Source organism: Pseudomonas sp. FG98 (genome assembly GCF_057808595.1).
Genome location: NZ_JBMDIJ010000023.1, coordinates 31252 through 48001, shown reverse-complemented (window position 1 = coordinate 48001; position 16750 = coordinate 31252). Strand labels below are relative to the sequence as shown.

The 16750-nt window shown below is 64.4% G+C and carries 14 protein-coding genes; 7 read left to right on the top strand and 7 right to left on the bottom strand.

Annotation, left to right across the window (positions count from 1 at the left end):
- Positions 1-43 precede the first annotated feature (43 nt).
- Positions 44-1381 carry an MFS transporter gene (locus ACODSK_RS15965; protein ID WP_489017434.1) on the bottom strand — a complete coding sequence of 446 codons (1338 nt, stop codon included), beginning with the start codon at positions 1379-1381 and terminating at the stop codon, positions 44-46.
- A 287-nt stretch (positions 1382-1668) separates the two neighbouring features.
- Between ACODSK_RS15965 and quiC the strand changes: the two genes are divergently transcribed.
- Entirely contained in the window at positions 1669-3585 is a 1917-nt protein-coding gene (gene quiC, locus ACODSK_RS15960; RefSeq protein ID WP_489017432.1) for a 3-dehydroshikimate dehydratase QuiC, read from the top strand.
- Between the two features lie 201 nt (positions 3586-3786).
- Positions 3787-4455, top strand: a complete 669-nt coding sequence (locus ACODSK_RS15955; protein ID WP_489017431.1) for a TetR/AcrR family transcriptional regulator — start codon at positions 3787-3789, stop codon at positions 4453-4455.
- A gap of 40 nt (positions 4456-4495) precedes the next feature.
- Here ACODSK_RS15955 and ACODSK_RS15950 read toward each other — a convergent pair whose 3' ends face one another.
- The gene (locus ACODSK_RS15950) at positions 4496-5356 is read right to left on the bottom strand and encodes a shikimate dehydrogenase (protein ID WP_489017429.1); all 861 of its coding nucleotides are present in this window, start codon (positions 5354-5356) and stop codon (positions 4496-4498) included.
- 157 nt (positions 5357-5513) lie between these two features.
- Here ACODSK_RS15950 and ACODSK_RS15945 point away from each other — a divergent pair, with 157 nt between their 5' ends.
- A complete protein-coding gene (locus ACODSK_RS15945) occupies positions 5514-6665 on the top strand; it encodes an alkaline phosphatase family protein (RefSeq protein WP_489017427.1) in 1152 nt (383 codons plus the stop codon).
- Positions 6666-6761: 96 nt separating this feature from the next.
- Here the strand turns inward: ACODSK_RS15945 and trmA are convergent, their stop codons facing one another.
- The 3 genes from trmA to ACODSK_RS15930 all read right to left on the bottom strand — a co-directional run bounded on the left by trmA (position 6762) and on the right by ACODSK_RS15930 (position 10651).
- Positions 6762-7847, bottom strand: a complete 1086-nt coding sequence (trmA, locus tag ACODSK_RS15940) for a tRNA (uridine(54)-C5)-methyltransferase TrmA (protein WP_489017426.1) — start codon at positions 7845-7847, stop codon at positions 6762-6764.
- Entirely contained in the window at positions 7844-9139 is a 1296-nt protein-coding gene (locus ACODSK_RS15935) for an NCS2 family permease (protein WP_489017425.1), read from the bottom strand. The genes trmA and ACODSK_RS15935 overlap by 4 nt, the downstream gene beginning before the upstream one ends.
- 279 nt (positions 9140-9418) lie before the next feature.
- Positions 9419-10651: an MFS transporter gene (locus ACODSK_RS15930; RefSeq protein WP_489017424.1), complete on the bottom strand. Its 1233-nt coding sequence runs from the start codon at positions 10649-10651 to the stop codon at positions 9419-9421.
- Positions 10652-11031: 380 nt separating this feature from the next.
- Between ACODSK_RS15930 and ACODSK_RS15925 the strand changes: the two genes are divergently transcribed.
- From ACODSK_RS15925 to ACODSK_RS15915, 3 genes are read left to right on the top strand one after another with little or no spacing between them, the layout of a single operon-like run.
- On the top strand, positions 11032-12465 hold the full coding sequence (locus tag ACODSK_RS15925) for a cytochrome ubiquinol oxidase subunit I (RefSeq protein ID WP_489017423.1): 1434 nt from the start codon (positions 11032-11034) through the stop codon (positions 12463-12465).
- A gap of 3 nt (positions 12466-12468) precedes the next feature.
- Positions 12469-13476 carry a cytochrome d ubiquinol oxidase subunit II gene (cydB, locus tag ACODSK_RS15920; protein ID WP_489017422.1) on the top strand — a complete coding sequence of 336 codons (1008 nt, stop codon included), beginning with the start codon at positions 12469-12471 and terminating at the stop codon, positions 13474-13476.
- A gap of 12 nt (positions 13477-13488) precedes the next feature.
- Positions 13489-13644 (top strand): DUF2474 domain-containing protein, encoded by a 156-nt coding sequence (locus ACODSK_RS15915; protein ID WP_489017421.1) that lies wholly within the window; start codon positions 13489-13491, stop codon positions 13642-13644.
- Positions 13645-13763: 119 nt separating this feature from the next.
- Here ACODSK_RS15915 and ACODSK_RS15910 read toward each other — a convergent pair whose 3' ends face one another.
- Both ACODSK_RS15910 and ACODSK_RS15905 read right to left on the bottom strand, forming a co-directional pair.
- Positions 13764-14888 (bottom strand): methyltransferase, encoded by a 1125-nt coding sequence (locus tag ACODSK_RS15910; protein ID WP_489017420.1) that lies wholly within the window; start codon positions 14886-14888, stop codon positions 13764-13766.
- A gap of 85 nt (positions 14889-14973) precedes the next feature.
- The gene (locus ACODSK_RS15905; protein WP_489017419.1) at positions 14974-15684 is read right to left on the bottom strand and encodes an autoinducer binding domain-containing protein; all 711 of its coding nucleotides are present in this window, start codon (positions 15682-15684) and stop codon (positions 14974-14976) included.
- 243 nt (positions 15685-15927) lie between these two features.
- On the opposite strand from ACODSK_RS15905, the gene ACODSK_RS15900 reads away from it, so the two are divergent.
- Positions 15928-16704, top strand: a complete 777-nt coding sequence (locus ACODSK_RS15900) for a ferredoxin--NADP reductase (RefSeq protein WP_489017417.1) — start codon at positions 15928-15930, stop codon at positions 16702-16704.
- Positions 16705-16750: the final 46 nt, after the last annotated feature.

Below are 16750 nucleotides of genomic sequence, written 5' to 3'. Positions count from 1 at the left end.
CCCGGATCAGGACAGGCCCCGCGAGGGTGAAGCAGTAGAGCGATCAGTCGACCTTCGGCACCTTGCGCGGCGCCATGAAGTACATCCAGGTCAGGGCGATGAAGTACATCAGCGGGATCATGGTGAACAACACGCTGTAGTTGTTGTTGGTGACGGTCAGCACATAGCCGACGATCTGGGTCATGAACATGCCGCCGATGGCCGCGCACATGCCGCCGAAGCCGAACACCGTACTCATCATGTGCTTGGGCGTGTAGTCCATCACCAGGCTCCAGATGTTGGCGGTCCAGGCCTGGTGCGCGGCGATCGCCAGGGAGATCGCGATGACCGCGACCCACAGGCTGCTGGCGCCGGCGGCGAAGATCACGCCGATGATGGTTGCGGCGAACAGCAGCATCGACATCAGGCGCGCCTTGACCGGGGCCACACCGCGACCGATGAGGAACGAGGAGAGGATGCCGCCACCGACGCTGCCGAAGTCGGCGCTGAGGTAGATGACGATCAGCGGGATACCCATCTGGGTGACGCTGATGCCCAGGCTGTATTGCTGGTTGAGGAACGGTGGCAGCCAGTACAGGTAGAACCAGAACACCGGCGCGGTGATCGAGTAGGCCAGGGCGAAGGCCCAGGTGCCACGCATGCGCAGGATCCGCGAGAACGGCACGCCTTTCTGCTCAGGCTCCGCTTCGCCCATCACGTAGGCACGCTCGGCGGCGGTGACGGTCGGGTGGTCTTCAGGGTTGAAGTACTTCAGGCCCCAGAACAGCACCCACACCAGGCCCAGGGCACCCATGGCCATGAACGCGGCCTGCCAGCCCCACACGGTGAGGATCAGCGGCAGCAGCATCGGGGTGAACATGGCACCAACGTTGGTACCGGCGTTGAAGATGCCGGTGGCTACGGCGCGTTCGCCGGCCGGGAACCACAGGCGGGTAGTCTTGACGCAGGCCGGGTAGTTGGCGGCTTCGGTCAGGCCGAGAATGAACCGGCAGACCATGAAGCCGACCGCCGAGGTGGCCAGGCCGTGGGCGCCGGTGGCCAGGCTCCAGAGCAGTACGGCGCAGAAGAACACGCGCTTGACGCCGACGCGGTCGATCAGCCGGCCCTGCAGGACGAAGCCGATCGCATAACCGACCTGGAACCAGAAGTTGATGTTGGCGTAGTCCATCGCCGTCCAGCTCATCTCCTTGGCGAGGATGGGCTGCATGACGCCGAGGGCGGCACGGTCGATGTAGTTGAGGGTGGTGGCGAAGAACACCAGGGCCAGCATGACCCAACGGGTCTTGCCGACGGCCATGGCGCCGCGGATCTTGTCGCCGATACCTGCGTGCGGGGAACTGCTCAGCGGCTGAGCAGCGGGATTGCTGGTGCTGTGGATCATCGTGGGTTACCCGTATTTTTATGTTTATGGGTCGAGCCTTGGGTGACGCAAGAAAAGCGGGCATTGCGGGTTATTTGGCAGGATCGGCGTAACGGTTTGGCCAAGTTGCCTGCTTCATGGTTGGAAATGGTGCGCCACTGGTCAAAAAAGGGTCAATTCGTCTCAACGTATTTCGGGCGATAATCGCACACAAAACTAACCAGTTCGTACCTTTTTCTTGAGCGGATTTCCCCCCGGGCCAATAATTCTCACAAGTTTGGGCACTGCCTGCCCGTAGGAGACTGAAGATGCAGCGTTCGATTGCCACCGTGTCCCTGAGCGGCACCCTGCCAGAAAAGCTCGAAGCCATAGCCGCCGCGGGTTTCGACGGTGTCGAGATCTTTGAAAACGACCTGCTTTACTACGACGGCAGCCCTCGCGAAATCCGCCAGCGCTGCGCCGATCTGGGCCTGGATATCACCCTGTTCCAGCCGTTTCGCGACTTCGAAGGCTGCCGTCGCGACCGTCTGTCGCGCAACCTCGACCGCGCCGAGCGCAAGTTCGACCTGATGCAGGAGCTGGGCACCGATTTGGTGCTGGTGTGCAGCAACGTCGCCGCCGACGCCCTGGGCGACAAGCAGATCCTGGTCGACGACCTGGGCCTGCTGGCCGAGCGTGCTGGCGCACGCAATCTGCGCATCGGCTACGAAGCCCTGGCCTGGGGCCGTCATGTCAATCAATGGCAGCAGGTCTGGGACATCGTCCGTGAGGCCGATCACCCGGCGCTGGGGATGATCCTCGACAGCTTCCACACCTACTCGATCAAGGGCGACCCGAGCAGCATCGCCCAGGTCCCGGGTGACAAGATCTTCTTCGTGCAGATGGCCGACGCGCCGATCCTGGCCATGGACGTGCTGGAGTGGAGCCGGCATTTCCGCTGCTTCCCCGGCCAGGGCGAATTCGACCTGCCGGCATTCCTCGCGCCGATCCTCAAGGCCGGTTATCGCGGCCCGCTGTCCCTGGAAATTTTCAACGACGGCTTCCGCGCCGCGCCGCCACGGGCCAATGCCGCCGATGGTCTGCGCTCGCTGCTGTACCTCGAAGAAAAAACCCGCGAGCGCCTGTTGCAGACCGCGCCGGCCGTGGCCGACGAGCCGCAGTTGCTGTTCGCCCCGCCAGCGGCGGATGCCTATGACGGTGTCGAATTCCTCGAATTCGCCGTGGACGACGCCTCGGGCGCCAAGCTCGGCGGCTGGCTGGAAGGGCTCGGTTTTACCAAGGTCGGCCAGCACCGTTCGAAGGATGTCAGCCTGTTGCGCCAGGGCGATATCAACCTGATCCTCAATGCCGAACCTTATTCCTTCGCCCACAACTTCTTCGAAAGCCATGGCCCGTCGCTGTGTGCCACGGCGGTCCGGGTCAAGGACAGCGCCAAGGCCCTGGCCCGTGCCGTCGGCTATCACGGTCAGCCCTATCGCGGCCTGGTCGGCCCGAACGAGCGCGAGCTCGCGGCGGTCCGGGCGCCGGATGGCAGCCTGATCTACCTGGTCGACCAGGATGCCGACGGCCGTACCATCTACGACACCGACTTCAGCCTGCAGGGCGCGGCGCCGGGCAACAGCCTCGGCCTGACCCGCATCGACCACATGGCCATGGCTCTGCCGGCCGACGGCCTGGACACCTGGGTGCTGTTCTACAAGAGCCTGCTGGACTTCAAGGCCGACGACGAAGTGGTGCTCCCCGATCCCTACGGCCTGGTGAAGAGCCGTGCGCTGCGTAGCAAATGCAGTACCGTTCGTCTGCCGCTGAACATCTCGGAGAACCGCAATACGGCGATTTCCCACGCCCTGTCCCACTACCGCGGCTCGGGCGTGCACCACATCGCCTTCGACTGCGAGGACATCTTCACTGCGGTGAAAAAGGCCAAGGAAGCCGGCGTGGCGTTGCTCGATATTCCGCTCAACTACTACGATGACCTGGCTGCGCGCTTTGACTTCGACGACGAGTTCCTCAGCGAACTGGCCTATTACAACGTGCTGTATGACCGTGATGCCAATGGCGGCGAGTTGTTCCATGTGTACACCGAGCCGTTCGAGGAGCGCTTCTTCTTCGAGGTGATCCAGCGGCGCAATGGCTATGCCGGCTATGGCGCGGCCAACGTGGCGGTGCGCCTGGCCGCCATGGCCAAGGCCCGCGCGGGCGGCTTGCGTCACGCCAAGCTGTAAGGGTTGAGGGCCCTATCGCCGGCAACGCCGGCTCCCACAGGTTCAGTGTGCACCGCTATTCCTGTGGGAGCCGGCGTTGCCGGCGATAGGGCCATCAGCTTCACCCAGCAGGCCCCGGGAAATACCCCACAACCCCAAGGCTTTCTTCTGGTGCATGCGGGGCCCATAATTGCGCCGTTAACCGATGGCCACGAGCTCCGTATGACAACAACTACAGCACCTTACGCAGCACCGGACACCGCGCCGCGCAGAGGTCGCAAGAACAATCCGGAAAAAACCCGCGAGAGCATTCTCCAGGCGGCAATCACCGAGTTCGTCCAGCAGGGCCTGGCCGGTGCCCGGGTCGACGCGATCGCCGAGCGCACCCAGACCTCCAAGCGGATGATCTACTACTACTTCAACAGCAAGGAGCAGTTGTACGTCGAGGTGCTGGAGAAGCTCTACGGCGATATCCGCAGCACCGAGAGCAACCTGCACCTGGACGAGCTGGAACCGCGCCTGGGCATTCGCCGGCTGATCGAGTTCACCTTCGACCACCATGACCGCAACGTCGATTTCGTGCGCATCGTGTGTAACGAGAACATGCACCACGGCGAGTTCGTCAAGCAGTCGTCGGCGATCCGCTCGATGAACAACACGGTGCTCAAGGCGTTGAACGAGATTCTGCTGCGTGGGGCCAGCGAGGGCTTGTTCCGCGCGGGGCTGGATGCGCTGGACGTGCACCTGCTGATCAGTTCGTTCTGCTTCTACCGGGTGTCCAACCGCCACACCTTCGGTGAAATCTTCCAGATCGACTTCGAGGACCAGGCCGTCAAGGCCCGGCACAAGGAAATGATCTGCGAATCGGTCCTGCGCTACCTGCAGGCCTGATCCTCAAACACCGCGGGCTTGCCCCGCGGTGTTCTTCGTTTCAGTTGCCGAGGCTGTGGAAATGCTCGGTCATCCGCAGCGGATCCGGGGTAATGCCACTGAACAGCTCGAACGCCTTGACCGCCTGGTACACCGCCATGGTGGCGCCGTTCAGGGTGCGGCAGCCGAGGGCGCGGGCCTCCTTCAGCAACTCGGTTTCCAGCGGGAAGTAGACGATCTCCGCCACCCACAATTCCGCCCGCAGCAGGGCTTTCGGCACCGGCATGCCAGGCAGCTTGGCCATGCCCATCGGCGTGGTGTTGACCAGGCCGCAGGCGGCGCTCATCGCGCTCTGCAGATCGTGACCCACCTTGGCCCGGCTGCCTGCGAAGTGCTGGTTGAGGTTATCCACAAGGGCCTGGGCGCGTTCGCTTTCCACGTCGAAGATGCTCAGCTGCTCCACGCCTTCGCTGAGCAGGGCATGGGCCACGGCCGCTCCGGCGCCGCCGGCACCCATCTGCACCACGTGCCGGCGCGAAACGCCGTCCAGGCCGCGGCGGAAACCTTCGGCAAAGCCCAGGCAGTCGGTGTTGTGGCCGATGCGCCGACCGTCCTTCAGCACCACCGTGTTCACCGCGCCGATGCCACGGGCTTCCGGCGACAGGTCGTCGAGCAGCGGCAGGATCGCCTGCTTGCACGGGAAAGTGATGTTCAGGCCGGTGAAGCCCATGTACTGGGCGGCGGTCAGCAGTTCTTCGAGGGCAGTGCTGTCGAGCTTGAGCTGGTCGAGATCGATCAGGCGATAAAGGTAATTCAGGCCCTGGGCGGCGCCTTCGTGTTCGTGCAGCGCTGGGGTGCGCGAGGCCTGGATGCCCGCGCCGATCAGGCCGGCGAGAATGCCGGGCGGTTTGGCCAGATTCATCGGTAAGACTCCGTTGTTGTTCTTGGCGATTGGAAAAGGAGTTCCGACAAAATGTACCGTTTGGTTAACGTGAATCAAGCGCTGGCCGCGTTTAGTGTTCGCTGATCGAACAGGGTCGTGCTACACCTTCTGCTTCGACCACGGAGGAGGTTCGCAGATGGCGGCAGTAATGGACGTCACCCAGCGCAATACCTGGCCCGGACTGGCCAATCTGAGCCAGTCGATTCTGGCTGCGCTGGGGGCGGTGGGTTTTCGCAACAGCTTCGAACTGGCGCCGTCCTCGGCCACCTGCCTGCTGCTGGTCGACGGGCTGGGTCACGCATTGCTGCGCGAGCATGCGGCGCAGGCGCCGTTCCTGGCTGCCCTGATGCGCCCTGAAGGACACTTTCATGTCGGCTTTCCCGCCACTACCGCCTCAAGCCTGGCGGCGCTGGCCTCGGGGTTGGGCAGTGGGGCTCACGGCATCGTCGGTTGCAGTTTCGCCCTCGATGAGGACAGCGAGTTTTCGCCGTTGACCTGGACCTGCGCGCCCTTCGCCAGCAACCCGGTGGTCGGGGTGCCGCCGCCGGAGCGTTTCATCGTGCCGCAGACCGCCTGGGAACAAGCGACCGAGCAGGGCCTGCGGATCAGCACGGTGATGCCCGCGCGCTACGCCGACTCGGCCTACACCAGGGCCATCTACCGCGGCTCGCAGGTGCTCGGCGCGCCGTCCTACGCCGCCTACCCTGAACTGGTGCGGCAGGCCTTGAGCGTCAATGCGCCGGCCTACTGCTTCGCCTACTTCGCCGACCTGGATTTCGCCGGGCACCTGTTCGGCCCGGGTTCCGAGGCCTGGCTGGCGCAATTGCGCGTCGCCGACCGGCTGGCCGAAGCGATCTACCGGCAACTGCCGCCAGGGGCGCGGCTGATGGTCACCGCCGACCACGGCATGCTCGGCCTGGACAGTGCCGAGGTGGTGGACTTCGATCGGGAGAGCGGTTTGCAGGAGGAGGTGCGGGCGCTGGCCGGGGACATCCGGGCGCGGCATGTCTATGTCGATGGTGCGGCGCATGACCGGGTGCTGGCGCGCTGGCGGGACCGGCTGGCGGAGCACTACCAGGTGCTGAGCAAGGCGGACGCCATTGCCGGCGGGCTGTTCGGCGATGTGCTGCTGAGCCAGGCCGAGGCGCGGATCGGTGACCTGATCGTGGTGCCGAAGGAGGGCGGGGGGATCATTCGCAGCGAGGTGGAGCCGGCGGCGAGTCGCTGGCTGGGGCACCATGGGGCGTTGACCGATGCCGATCAGGTGGTGCCGTTGCTCATGTGTTGACCTTTCGGCCCTCATCGCTGGCAAGCCAGCTCCCACAAGGTGCGATGTGCACCAGTCCCTGTGGGAGCTGGCTTGCCAGCGATAGGGCCCGGAAGATCACCGCCGAACCAGCAGAACCCCACTCTCCATATGGTGGGTATAAGGGAACTGGTCAAACAACGCACACCGCTCGACCCGGTGCGTGTCATGCAACTGGGCGATGTTCGCCGCCAGCGTCTCCGGGTTGCAGGAGATGTACAGGATGTTGTCGAAACGCCGGGTCAGCTCGCAGGTATCCGGGTCCATCCCGGCACGCGGCGGGTCGACGAAGACGCTACCGAACTGGTAGCTCTTCAGGTCGATGCCTTCCAGGCGGCGGAACGGCCGCACTTCATTCAGCGCCTCGGTCAGCTCTTCGGCCGACAGGCGCACCAGCCTGACGTTATCCACAGCGTTGTCATCGAGGTTGTGCAGGGCAGCATTCACCGAGGTCTTGCTGATCTCGGTAGCCAGCACGTTGCGCACCCGGGTCGCCAGCGGCAGGGTGAAGTTGCCGTTGCCGCAATACAGCTCCAGCAGATCGTCCTCGCGTTGGCCCAGGGCCTCGTAGGCCCAGCCCAGCATCTTCTGGTTGACCTGGCCGTTGGGTTGGGTGAATGCGCCCTCCGGCTGGCGATAACGGAAGGTGCGACCGGCGACCTGCAATTCCTCCACCGCATAATCGCGACCGATCACCAGGCGCTTGCCTTTCGACCGGCCGATGATGCTCACGCCCAGCTCTTCGGCCAGTTGCTTCGCGGCGGCTTCCCAGGCTTCGTCCAGCGGACGGTGATAGCACAGGGTGACCATCGCATCGCCGGCCAGGGTGGTGAGGAACTCCACCTGGAACAGCTTGTTGCTCAGGGCGTCGCTGGCCTGCCAGGCGCTTTTCATCCGTGGCATCAGCTCGTTGATGCGCAGGCTGGCGATGGGGAAGTCGTCGATCAGGATCGGCGAGTTCTTCTCTCCCGGAGCGAACATCGCGTAATGCCGCTGGCCGTCCTGGCGCCACAGGCGGAACTCGGCGCGCAGGCGGTAATGCTCGCGCGGCGAGTCGAACACCGCCGGCTCCGGCGCGTCGAACGGCGCCAGCAGTTCGCGCAGGCGCTCGACCTTGGCCGCGAGTTGCTGGTCGTAGGTGGAGGGGTCGAAAACGGCACTCATGCGTTGAACCAGCCCAGCTTGATGACGAACAGGATGGAAAGGATCACCAGCGCCGGATTGAGGTCCTGGCGGCGGCCGGACAGCAGCTTGATGGCGGTCCACGAGATAAAGCCGAAGGCGATGCCGTTGGCGATCGAGTAGGTCAGCGGCATGGCCAGGGCGGTGATCATCACTGGTGCAGCTTCGGTGATGTCTTCCCAGTCGATTTCCGCCAGGCCCGAGGCCATCAGCACGGCGACGAACAGCAGCGCCGGGGCGGTGGCGAAGGCTGGCACGCTACCCGCCAGCGGGGCGAAGAACAGCGCCAGCAGGAACAGGATGGCGACCACGATGGCGGTCAGGCCGGTGCGGCCGCCGGCACTGACGCCTGCTGCCGACTCGATGTAGCTGGTGGTGGTCGAGGTGCCCAGCAGCGAACCGGCCATGGCCGCGGTGCTGTCGGCGATCAGGGCGCGGCCCATCTTCGGCATGTGGCCGTCCTTGCGCATCAGGCCGGCGCGCTTGGCCACGCCGATCAGGGTGCCGGAGTTGTCGAACAGGTCGACGAACAGGAAGGCGAAGATCACGCTGACCAGACCGACGTCCAGAGCGCCCTTGATGTCCAGTTGCAGGAAGGTCGGTGCCAGCGACGGCGGCATCGACATCACCCCGCCGAACGGGGTAACGCCCAGGGCGATGGCGGCGACGGTCACGGCGAGAATGCCGATCAGCACTGCGCCACGGACCTTCATGGCTTCCAGGGCGACGATCAGGAAGAAGCCCAGGGTGGCGAGGATCGGTGCTGGCTGCTTGAGGTCGCCCAGGCCCACCAGGGTTGCCGGGTTATCGACGACGATGCCCGCGTTATGCAGGGCGATCAGTGCCAGGAACAGGCCGATACCGGCAGCGATGGCCGAGCGCAGCGGTAGCGGGATGCTGTTCACGATCCACTCGCGGATGCGGAAGATCGACAGCAGGAAGAACAGCACCGCCGAGATGAATACCGCCCCCAGCGCCACCTGCCAGGTGTGGCCCATGTGCAGGACCACGGTGTAGGTGAAGAAGGCGTTCAGGCCCATGCCCGGGGCCAGGGCGATCGGGTAGTTGGCGATCAGGCCCATGGTGGTGGAGCCGATGGCCGCAGCCAGGCAGGTGGCGACGAACAGCGCGCCCTTGTCCATGCCGGTCTCGCCGAGGATGCTCGGGTTGACGAAGAGAATGTAGGCCATGGCCAGGAACGTGGTCACGCCCGCCAGGATCTCGGTCCGCACATTCGTATTGTGTGCTTTCAGTTGAAACAGCCTTTCCAGCATGTCCTGCTCCCCGTGGCGCGATCGGCGCCAGAAATTGTCGGCTCAGTCAGAAAAGCACAAAGCGCCTTGGCGCGCTTTCCCCTGGGCCGGAAAAAAAGCCGCGCATCATACCAGCATGGCTGGCAGAGGGTAATGCGTCCAACGGGAAGGGTAGGGGAACACCACCAACCCTGTGGGAGCTGGCTTGCCAGCGATTAGGCCGGCAAGAGCAATGATGTTGCCTGGTCTGGCCTCATCGCTGGCAAGCCAGCTCCCACAGGGTTTTGCAGTGTTCGGGGGTTAGGCGTCCGACCGTCGGGTATGCATATGATCCCGCCCCGCCAGGGTCGGGAACAGCTTGATCCACACCCCGGTCACTACCAGCGTGCCGACCCCGCCCATGACCACCGCAGGCACGGTGCCGAACCAGTGCGCGGTCACCCCCGACTCGAATTCGCCCAACTGGTTCGACGCACCGATGAACAACCCGTTCACCGCACTGACCCGCCCGCGCATCTCGTCCGGCGTCTCCAGCTGCACGAAGGCGCCGCGGATCACCATGCTGATCATGTCCGCCGCACCCAGCACGGCGAGCACCGCCAGGGAGAACCAGAACGAGGTGGACAAGCCGAAGGCGATGGTCGCCACGCCGAACACCCCGACCGCCGTGAACATCACCCGGCCGACCTTGCGCTCCACCGGGAAGCGCGCCAGCCACAACGACATCAGCAGCGCCCCCACCGCCGGAGCCGAGCGCAGCAGGCCCAGGCCCCAGGCGCCGGTAAGCAGGATGTCCTTGGCGAACACCGGCAACAACGCCGTGGCGCCACCGAGCAGCACGGCGAACAGGTCGAGGGAGATCGCCCCGAGGATGTCCGGACGGCTGCGGATAAAGCGGATCCCCGCCAGCAGCGACTCGATGCTGGCGCGGCCCTGGCTCAGCGGCACCTGGCGCGAGGTCAGGCTGAGGGTCAGGCAGCAGGCGATCACGTACAGGCATACGGTCGGGCCATACACCCAGACGCTGCCGAAGGCATAGAGAAAACCACCCAGCGCCGGAGCGACGATGGTCGCCGATTGCATCGCCGAGGCTGACGCCGCCACCGCCCGGGGGAACAGCTCCGGCGGTACCACGTTGGGCAGCAGCGCCTGGGTCGCCGGCATCTCGAAGGAGCGCGCGCTACCGAGCAGGAAGGCGAGGATGAAGATCAGCTCGCGACTCACCGAATCGGTGGTGCTGGCAATCGCCAGGGACAGCGCGATCAACGCCTGCAGGCTCTGGCACAGCGCGGCGACGCGACGCCGGTCGTAGCGGTCGGCGACGTGCCCGGTGTGCAGCATGAACAGAACCCGCGGGGCGAATTCCACCAGGCCCACCAGGCCGAGGTCGAGCACGTTGCCGGTCAACTGGTAGAGGTGCCAGCCGATGGCCACGGTGAGCATCTGGAAACCGCTGGCGGTAAACACCCGGGCCAGCCAGAACGACAGGAAAGGACGGTGATGACGCAGCAACAACGGAGCCTGGGCAGACATGGGTGAGCGCGGGGTCTTCATGGGGGAGGGAGGGGGCAGCGTACCACCGAGCTGTAACAAAAGGTTGCAAGCAAACATGAAAGCCGTGCGGTGAGCGCACCGTTTCACGTTTTCGTAAAGAGGGTGAGGCAACCGGTCACGCGGCAACGCACCACACAACCGACGGGCTGCTTCGGGACTATCCTTTCTTCCTGTCGTTGACCTGGATCAATAGTTGTTTTTGCAACTATCTCCGTCGCCAGCGGCAGGCCAGCAGGCCGCCAATCCCTGCGGTGGGAAATTTTCAGAACAAATCCAAATGGTCGCACTCCACCACCACAGGGGCAGTTGGCGTCAAGGCAACGGACCCTGACGCCGGTTTACCTGACAGAGGAAGCACCATGTTCGGATCAGAGGCCCTCGATCTCGCCCGAATGCAGTTCGCGTTCACCGTGTCCTTTCACATTCTTTTCCCTGCCATCACCATCGGCCTCGCCAGCTATCTCGCGGTGCTCGAAGGCCTGTGGCTGAAAACCAACGAAGCGGTCTACCGCGACCTCTACCATTTCTGGTCGAAGATCTTTGCCGTCAACTTCGGCATGGGGGTGGTCTCCGGGCTGGTCATGGCCTATCAGTTCGGTACCAACTGGAGCCGCTTCTCCGACTTCGCCGGTGCGGTCACCGGGCCCTTGCTGACCTACGAGGTGCTCACCGCGTTCTTCCTCGAAGCCGGCTTCCTCGGCGTCATGCTGTTCGGCTGGAACCGCGTCGGCCGTGGCCTGCACTTCTTCGCCACGGTGATGGTGGCGATCGGCACGCTGGTTTCGACCTTCTGGATCCTCGCCTCCAACAGCTGGATGCAGACGCCACAGGGCTACGAGATCATCGACGGCCGGGTGATTCCGGTGGACTGGCTGGCGGTGATCTTCAACCCGTCCTTCCCCTACCGCCTGATGCACATGGCTACCGCCGCGTTCGTCGCTACCGCCTTCTTCGTTGGCGCCTCGGCGGCCTGGCACCTGCTGCGCGGGCGCGATAACCCGGCGATCCGCAAGATGCTCTCGATGGCCATGTGGATGGCCCTGATCGTCGCGCCGATCCAGGCGGTGATCGGTGACTTCCACGGCCTCAACACCCTCAAGCACCAGCCGGTGAAGATCGCCGCCATTGAAGGCCACTGGGAGAACGTCGGCGACGAGCCGACCCCGCTGATCCTCTTCGGCATCCCCGACATGAAGGCCGAGACCACCCACTTCAAGCTGGAGATCCCGGCGCTGGGCAGCCTGATCCTCACCCATAGCCTGGACAAGCAGGTCCCGGCGATGAAGGACTTCCCGCCGGAGGATCGGCCCAACTCCACCGTGGTGTTCTGGTCGTTCCGCATCATGGTCGGGCTCGGCTTCCTGATGATCTTCGTCGGCCTGTGGAGCCTGTGGCTGCGCAAGCGCGGCACCCTGTACAGCTCGCGGCCGTTCCTCTATCTGACCTTGTGGATGGGCCCGTCCGGGCTGATCGCCATTCTCGCCGGCTGGTTCACCACCGAAGTCGGGCGTCAGCCGTGGGTGGTCTACGGGCTGATGCGCACCGCCGACGGCGCGTCCAACCACAGCTATGCGCAACTGGGCATCACCCTGATCCTCTTTGTGGTGGTCTATTTCGCCCTGTTCGGCGCCGGCCTGGGCTACATGATGCGCCTGGTGCGCAAGGGGCCGAAGACCGGCGAGGGCGAGGAAACCAACCCCGGCGGCCCCGGCCAGCCACGCACCCCGGCACGGCCGCTGTCCGCTGCCGACGACGACCAGCCGGAAGGCGCCCGCCTGAGCAAGGAGAACTGAATCATGGGTATCGATCTTCCGCTGATCTGGGCCGTGATCATCATCTTCGGGGTCATGATGTACGTGGTCATGGACGGCTTCGACCTCGGCATCGGCATCCTCTTCCCCTTCGTCAAGGGCGACAGCGACCGCGACGTGATGATGAACACCGTCGCGCCGGTCTGGGACGGTAACGAGACCTGGCTGGTGCTGGGTGGTGCGGCGCTGTTCGGCGCCTTCCCGCTGGCCTATGCGGTGGTGCTGGAAGCCCTGTACCTGCCGCTGATCCTGATGCTGGTGGGGTTGATCTTCCGCGGCGTGGCCTTCGAGTTCCGTTTCAAGGCCAAGGCCGACAAGCGCCACCTGTGGGACAAGGCGTTCATCTGGGGTTCGCTGGTGGCGACCTTCTTCCAGGGCGTGGCGCTGGGCGCCTTCATCGAGGGCTTCAAGGTGGTCGACCGCCGCTATGCCGGCGGTACCCTCGACTGGCTGACGCCGTTCGCCATCTTCTCCGGCCTCGGCCTGATCGTCGCCTACGCCTTGCTCGGCTGCACCTGGCTGATCATGAAGACCGAGGGCAAGCTGCAGGAGCAGATGCACAACCTGGCGCGGCCGCTGGCCCTGGTGCTGCTGGCGGTGATCGGCATCGTCAGCCTGTGGACGCCGCTGGCCTACCCGGACATCGCCCATCGCTGGTTCAGCATGCCCAACCTGCTGTGGTTCATGCCGGTGCCGCTGCTGGTGCTGGTGACCTTCTACGGCCTGCTCCGGGCGGTGGCGCGCAATGCCCACTACACGCCGTTCCTGCTCACCCTGGTGCTGATCTTCCTCGGCTACAGCGGCCTGGGCATCAGCCTGTGGCCGAACATCATCCCGCCGGCGATCTCCATCTGGGACGCCGCGGCGCCGCCGCAGAGCCAGGGCTTCATGCTGGTGGGCACGCTGTTCATCCTGCCGTTCATCCTCGGGTACACCTATTGGAGCTACTACGTGTTCCGCGGCAAGGTCACCCACGAAGACGGCTATCACTAGGAGGATCGGGGCATGACTGGCAAAGACACCTTCGAACCCGAGAAAAAGCCGCTGTGGCAGCGGCTCGGCTGGCTGGCGCTGATCTGGGGCGCCAGTGTCGCCACCCTGGGGGTGGTGGCGTGGCTGATGCGGATGTTCATGAGTGCGGCGGGGTTGAGCACGCACTAAGGCTGTTTGTTGTTGCTGATGGCCTCATCGCCGGCAACGCCGGCTCCCACAGGGATTGCGTGCACCGCGGAAACTGTGGGAGCTGGCGTTGCCAGCGATGAGGCCCTCAAATGCTCAGCCTACTTCCGCGCCTTGAGAATCACGAACTTCGGCGTCGCCGCCACCTGCTCCACGCCCCGGAACAGCCGCGCCAGCTTGGTGTGGTAACCCAGATGGCGGTTGCCGACGATATACAGGGCCCCACCCACCACCAGTGCCTCGCGGGCCTGCTGGAACATGCGCCAGGCGAGAAAATCGCCGACCACCTGCTGCTGGTGGAACGGCGGATTGCACAGCACCACATCCAGGGAGTTCGCCGGCTGGCCGTCCAGGCCATCGGCCGCGCGGATCTCCACCTCGCGATTCCCCAGCGCCGCCTGCCAGTTCTGCGCCGCCGACTGCACCGCCATATAGGACTCGTCCACCAGGGTGTACTGCGCCTGTGGATTGTCCAGCGCACTGGCGATCGCCAGCACGCCATTGCCGCAGCCGAGGTCGGCGACCCGGGCGCTGCCCAGGTTGCGCGGCAGGTGCGGGAGGAAGGCGCGGGTGCCGATGTCCAGCCCTTCGCGGCAGAACACATTGGCGTGGTTGACCAGTTCCAGCGCCGGCTTGTCCAGGCGGTAGCGGGTCGGGTAGGGCGACACGGCGAGGGGCTTGTCCTCGACGGTGGCGACCAGCAGCCGCGCTTTTTTCTGTGCCAGCGACGCTTGCATCGGGCCGATGTACTGCTCCAGCAGATCACCGGCGGCCCGTGGCAGATGCTTGATCATCGCCCCGGCAACCACCTTCGCGCCCGGGGCCAGGTGACCTTGCAGGCGAATCAGTTGTTCTTCCAGCAGCGCCAGGGTCTTGGGCACGCGTACCAGCACGTGGTCGAACGGCCCCTGCCAGGTCTCGCTGGCCGGGACGAAGGTCACGCCATCCCACGGCTGGTCATTGCGCGGCAGGTTCTTTTCCAGGCCCAGGCGGGCGAGGAAGGAGTCGCCGCTGCTGGTCACCGCAAAGTGCCCGCGCAGGCTGATGGCCAGGCCGCCGAAGCTGTCGTTGAGCACCAGCACCCGGGCACCGGCGGGCAGGCCCTGGGCAGCCAGGTGTTCCAGCAGGTATTCGTCGGCGGCGTCGAAGGCTTGAAGGGGATCGTTGGCGTAGTCGGGCTGGCGGATCAGGTCGAGCTGGGCGAAGGGGCTGGTCAGCAAAGGCATGGTAGGAGGCTCTGGGGCATGGCTGTGCACTGCCGGACAGCGGCAGTCGGGCGCCGATTCTACAGGGCTTTGGCGTCCAGCGGGGTCAGAGCAGCCCGTGCATCGCGGCGGCGGCCACGGCACCGGCCTTGTTGCTGGCGCGCATCTTGGTGATGACGCTGCGGATATGGAAGTTCACCGTGCTCTGCGACAGGGTCAGGATGCAGGCGATATCGGAGGCGGTCTTGCCGGCGGCGGACCACTTCAACACTTCGCGCTCGCGCTCGGACAGGCCGAAGCCATTGGGTTGCAGGGGATTGATGCGTTCGACCATGACCGTATGCATGACATTGCACAGCCACAGGGCCTGGCCGGTCTTGTCATAGAACTCGTTGAGGGTGATCGGGGTTTTGCTGCGCACCAGACTGAGTACGCTGTTGTTGCCACGGATATCGTGGGCCGCCTGGCTCCAGCCATGGGTCAGGCCGTGGGCCTTGGCGTCCTCGCGCAGTTGCGGCGACTCGCGGAATACGCTGTCTTCCCAGAGCAAGGGGATCAGCGAGTGACGGCAGTGGTAGAAGGTCGGGTCCTGGGTCAGGTAGTTGCAGGCCTGGTAGTGGGCGTTCCACTCGGCGGAGTAGTTGTTGAACATGATGATCTGCGGGGTCATGCCGCTGGCCTGGCTCTGTACCACCAGGCTCAGGTACTCCATGTCCAGTTGTTGCGCCAGGCATAGGGCGGATTCGAAGATACGTTCGGGGTCCTGCTGCGCGATCAGGTTTTCAAGCTGCTCCTGCTTCCAATGCGGCATTTGCATGTTGCTCCCTGTTGCATGGATCCAATCGAGCGGTTGACGTCAGCTGAGTATAGGAATTGTCCTACAAAGCAATTGGTTTTTTTCGCTATAAGTTGATCCAGGTCATGGTTAACAAAAGACAGTTGCGCTAAACGAATTGTGTATTCATTTCGTTTTCCTGAATCGGCAAGCCACTACAATCCGGCGGTGTTTATTCCTACGGCTTTGGGCGAAACTGGGCGAACCTGATTTGTGGAGCGAACCATGACTGCCAGTGCGGAGAAATACACCCGCCAGACCCTCCTCGACGTCCAGCCGCTGACCTCCAGCCTGTTCAGCCTGCGTACCACCCGCGATGCCGGTTTCCGCTTTCGTGCCGGCCAGTTTGCCCGCCTGGGCGTGACCAAGGCCGATGGCAGCGTGGTCTGGCGGGCCTATTCGATGGTGTCGTCGCCGTTCGACGAGCACCTGGACTTCTATTCCATCGTCGTCCCTGGCGGCGAGTTCACCAGTGAACTGAGCCGTTTGCGCGAAGGTGACGAGCTGCTGATCGACCGCCAGGCCTTCGGTTATCTGACCCTCGACCGCTTCGTCGATGGCCGTGATCTCTGGCTGCTGGCCACCGGCACGGGGATCGCACCGTTTCTCTCCATCCTCCAGGACTTCGAGGCCTGGGAACGTTTCGAAACCATCAAGCTGGTGTACTCGGTACGTGAAGCCCGCGAGCTGGCCTACCTGGACCTGATCGCCGGACTGGAGCAGCGCGAGTACCTGGCCGAGTACGCCGGCAAGCTGCAGTTCATCCCGGTGGTCACGCGCGAGCAGCATCCCGGTGCCCTGAACGGCCGGATCACTACCCTGATCGAGAACGGCGAGCTGGAGCGCGCAGCGGGTCTGGAACTGATTCCGGAGCATTCGCGAGTGATGCTGTGCGGCAACCCGCAGATGATCGACGACACCCGGCAGGTGCTGAAGGCCCGCGGCTTGAACCTGAGCCTGAGCCGGCGGCCGGGGCAGGTGGCGGTGGAGACTTACTGGTAAACCTGTGGGACCGCGTTGCGGTCCTTCGCGGGCAAGCCACGCTCCT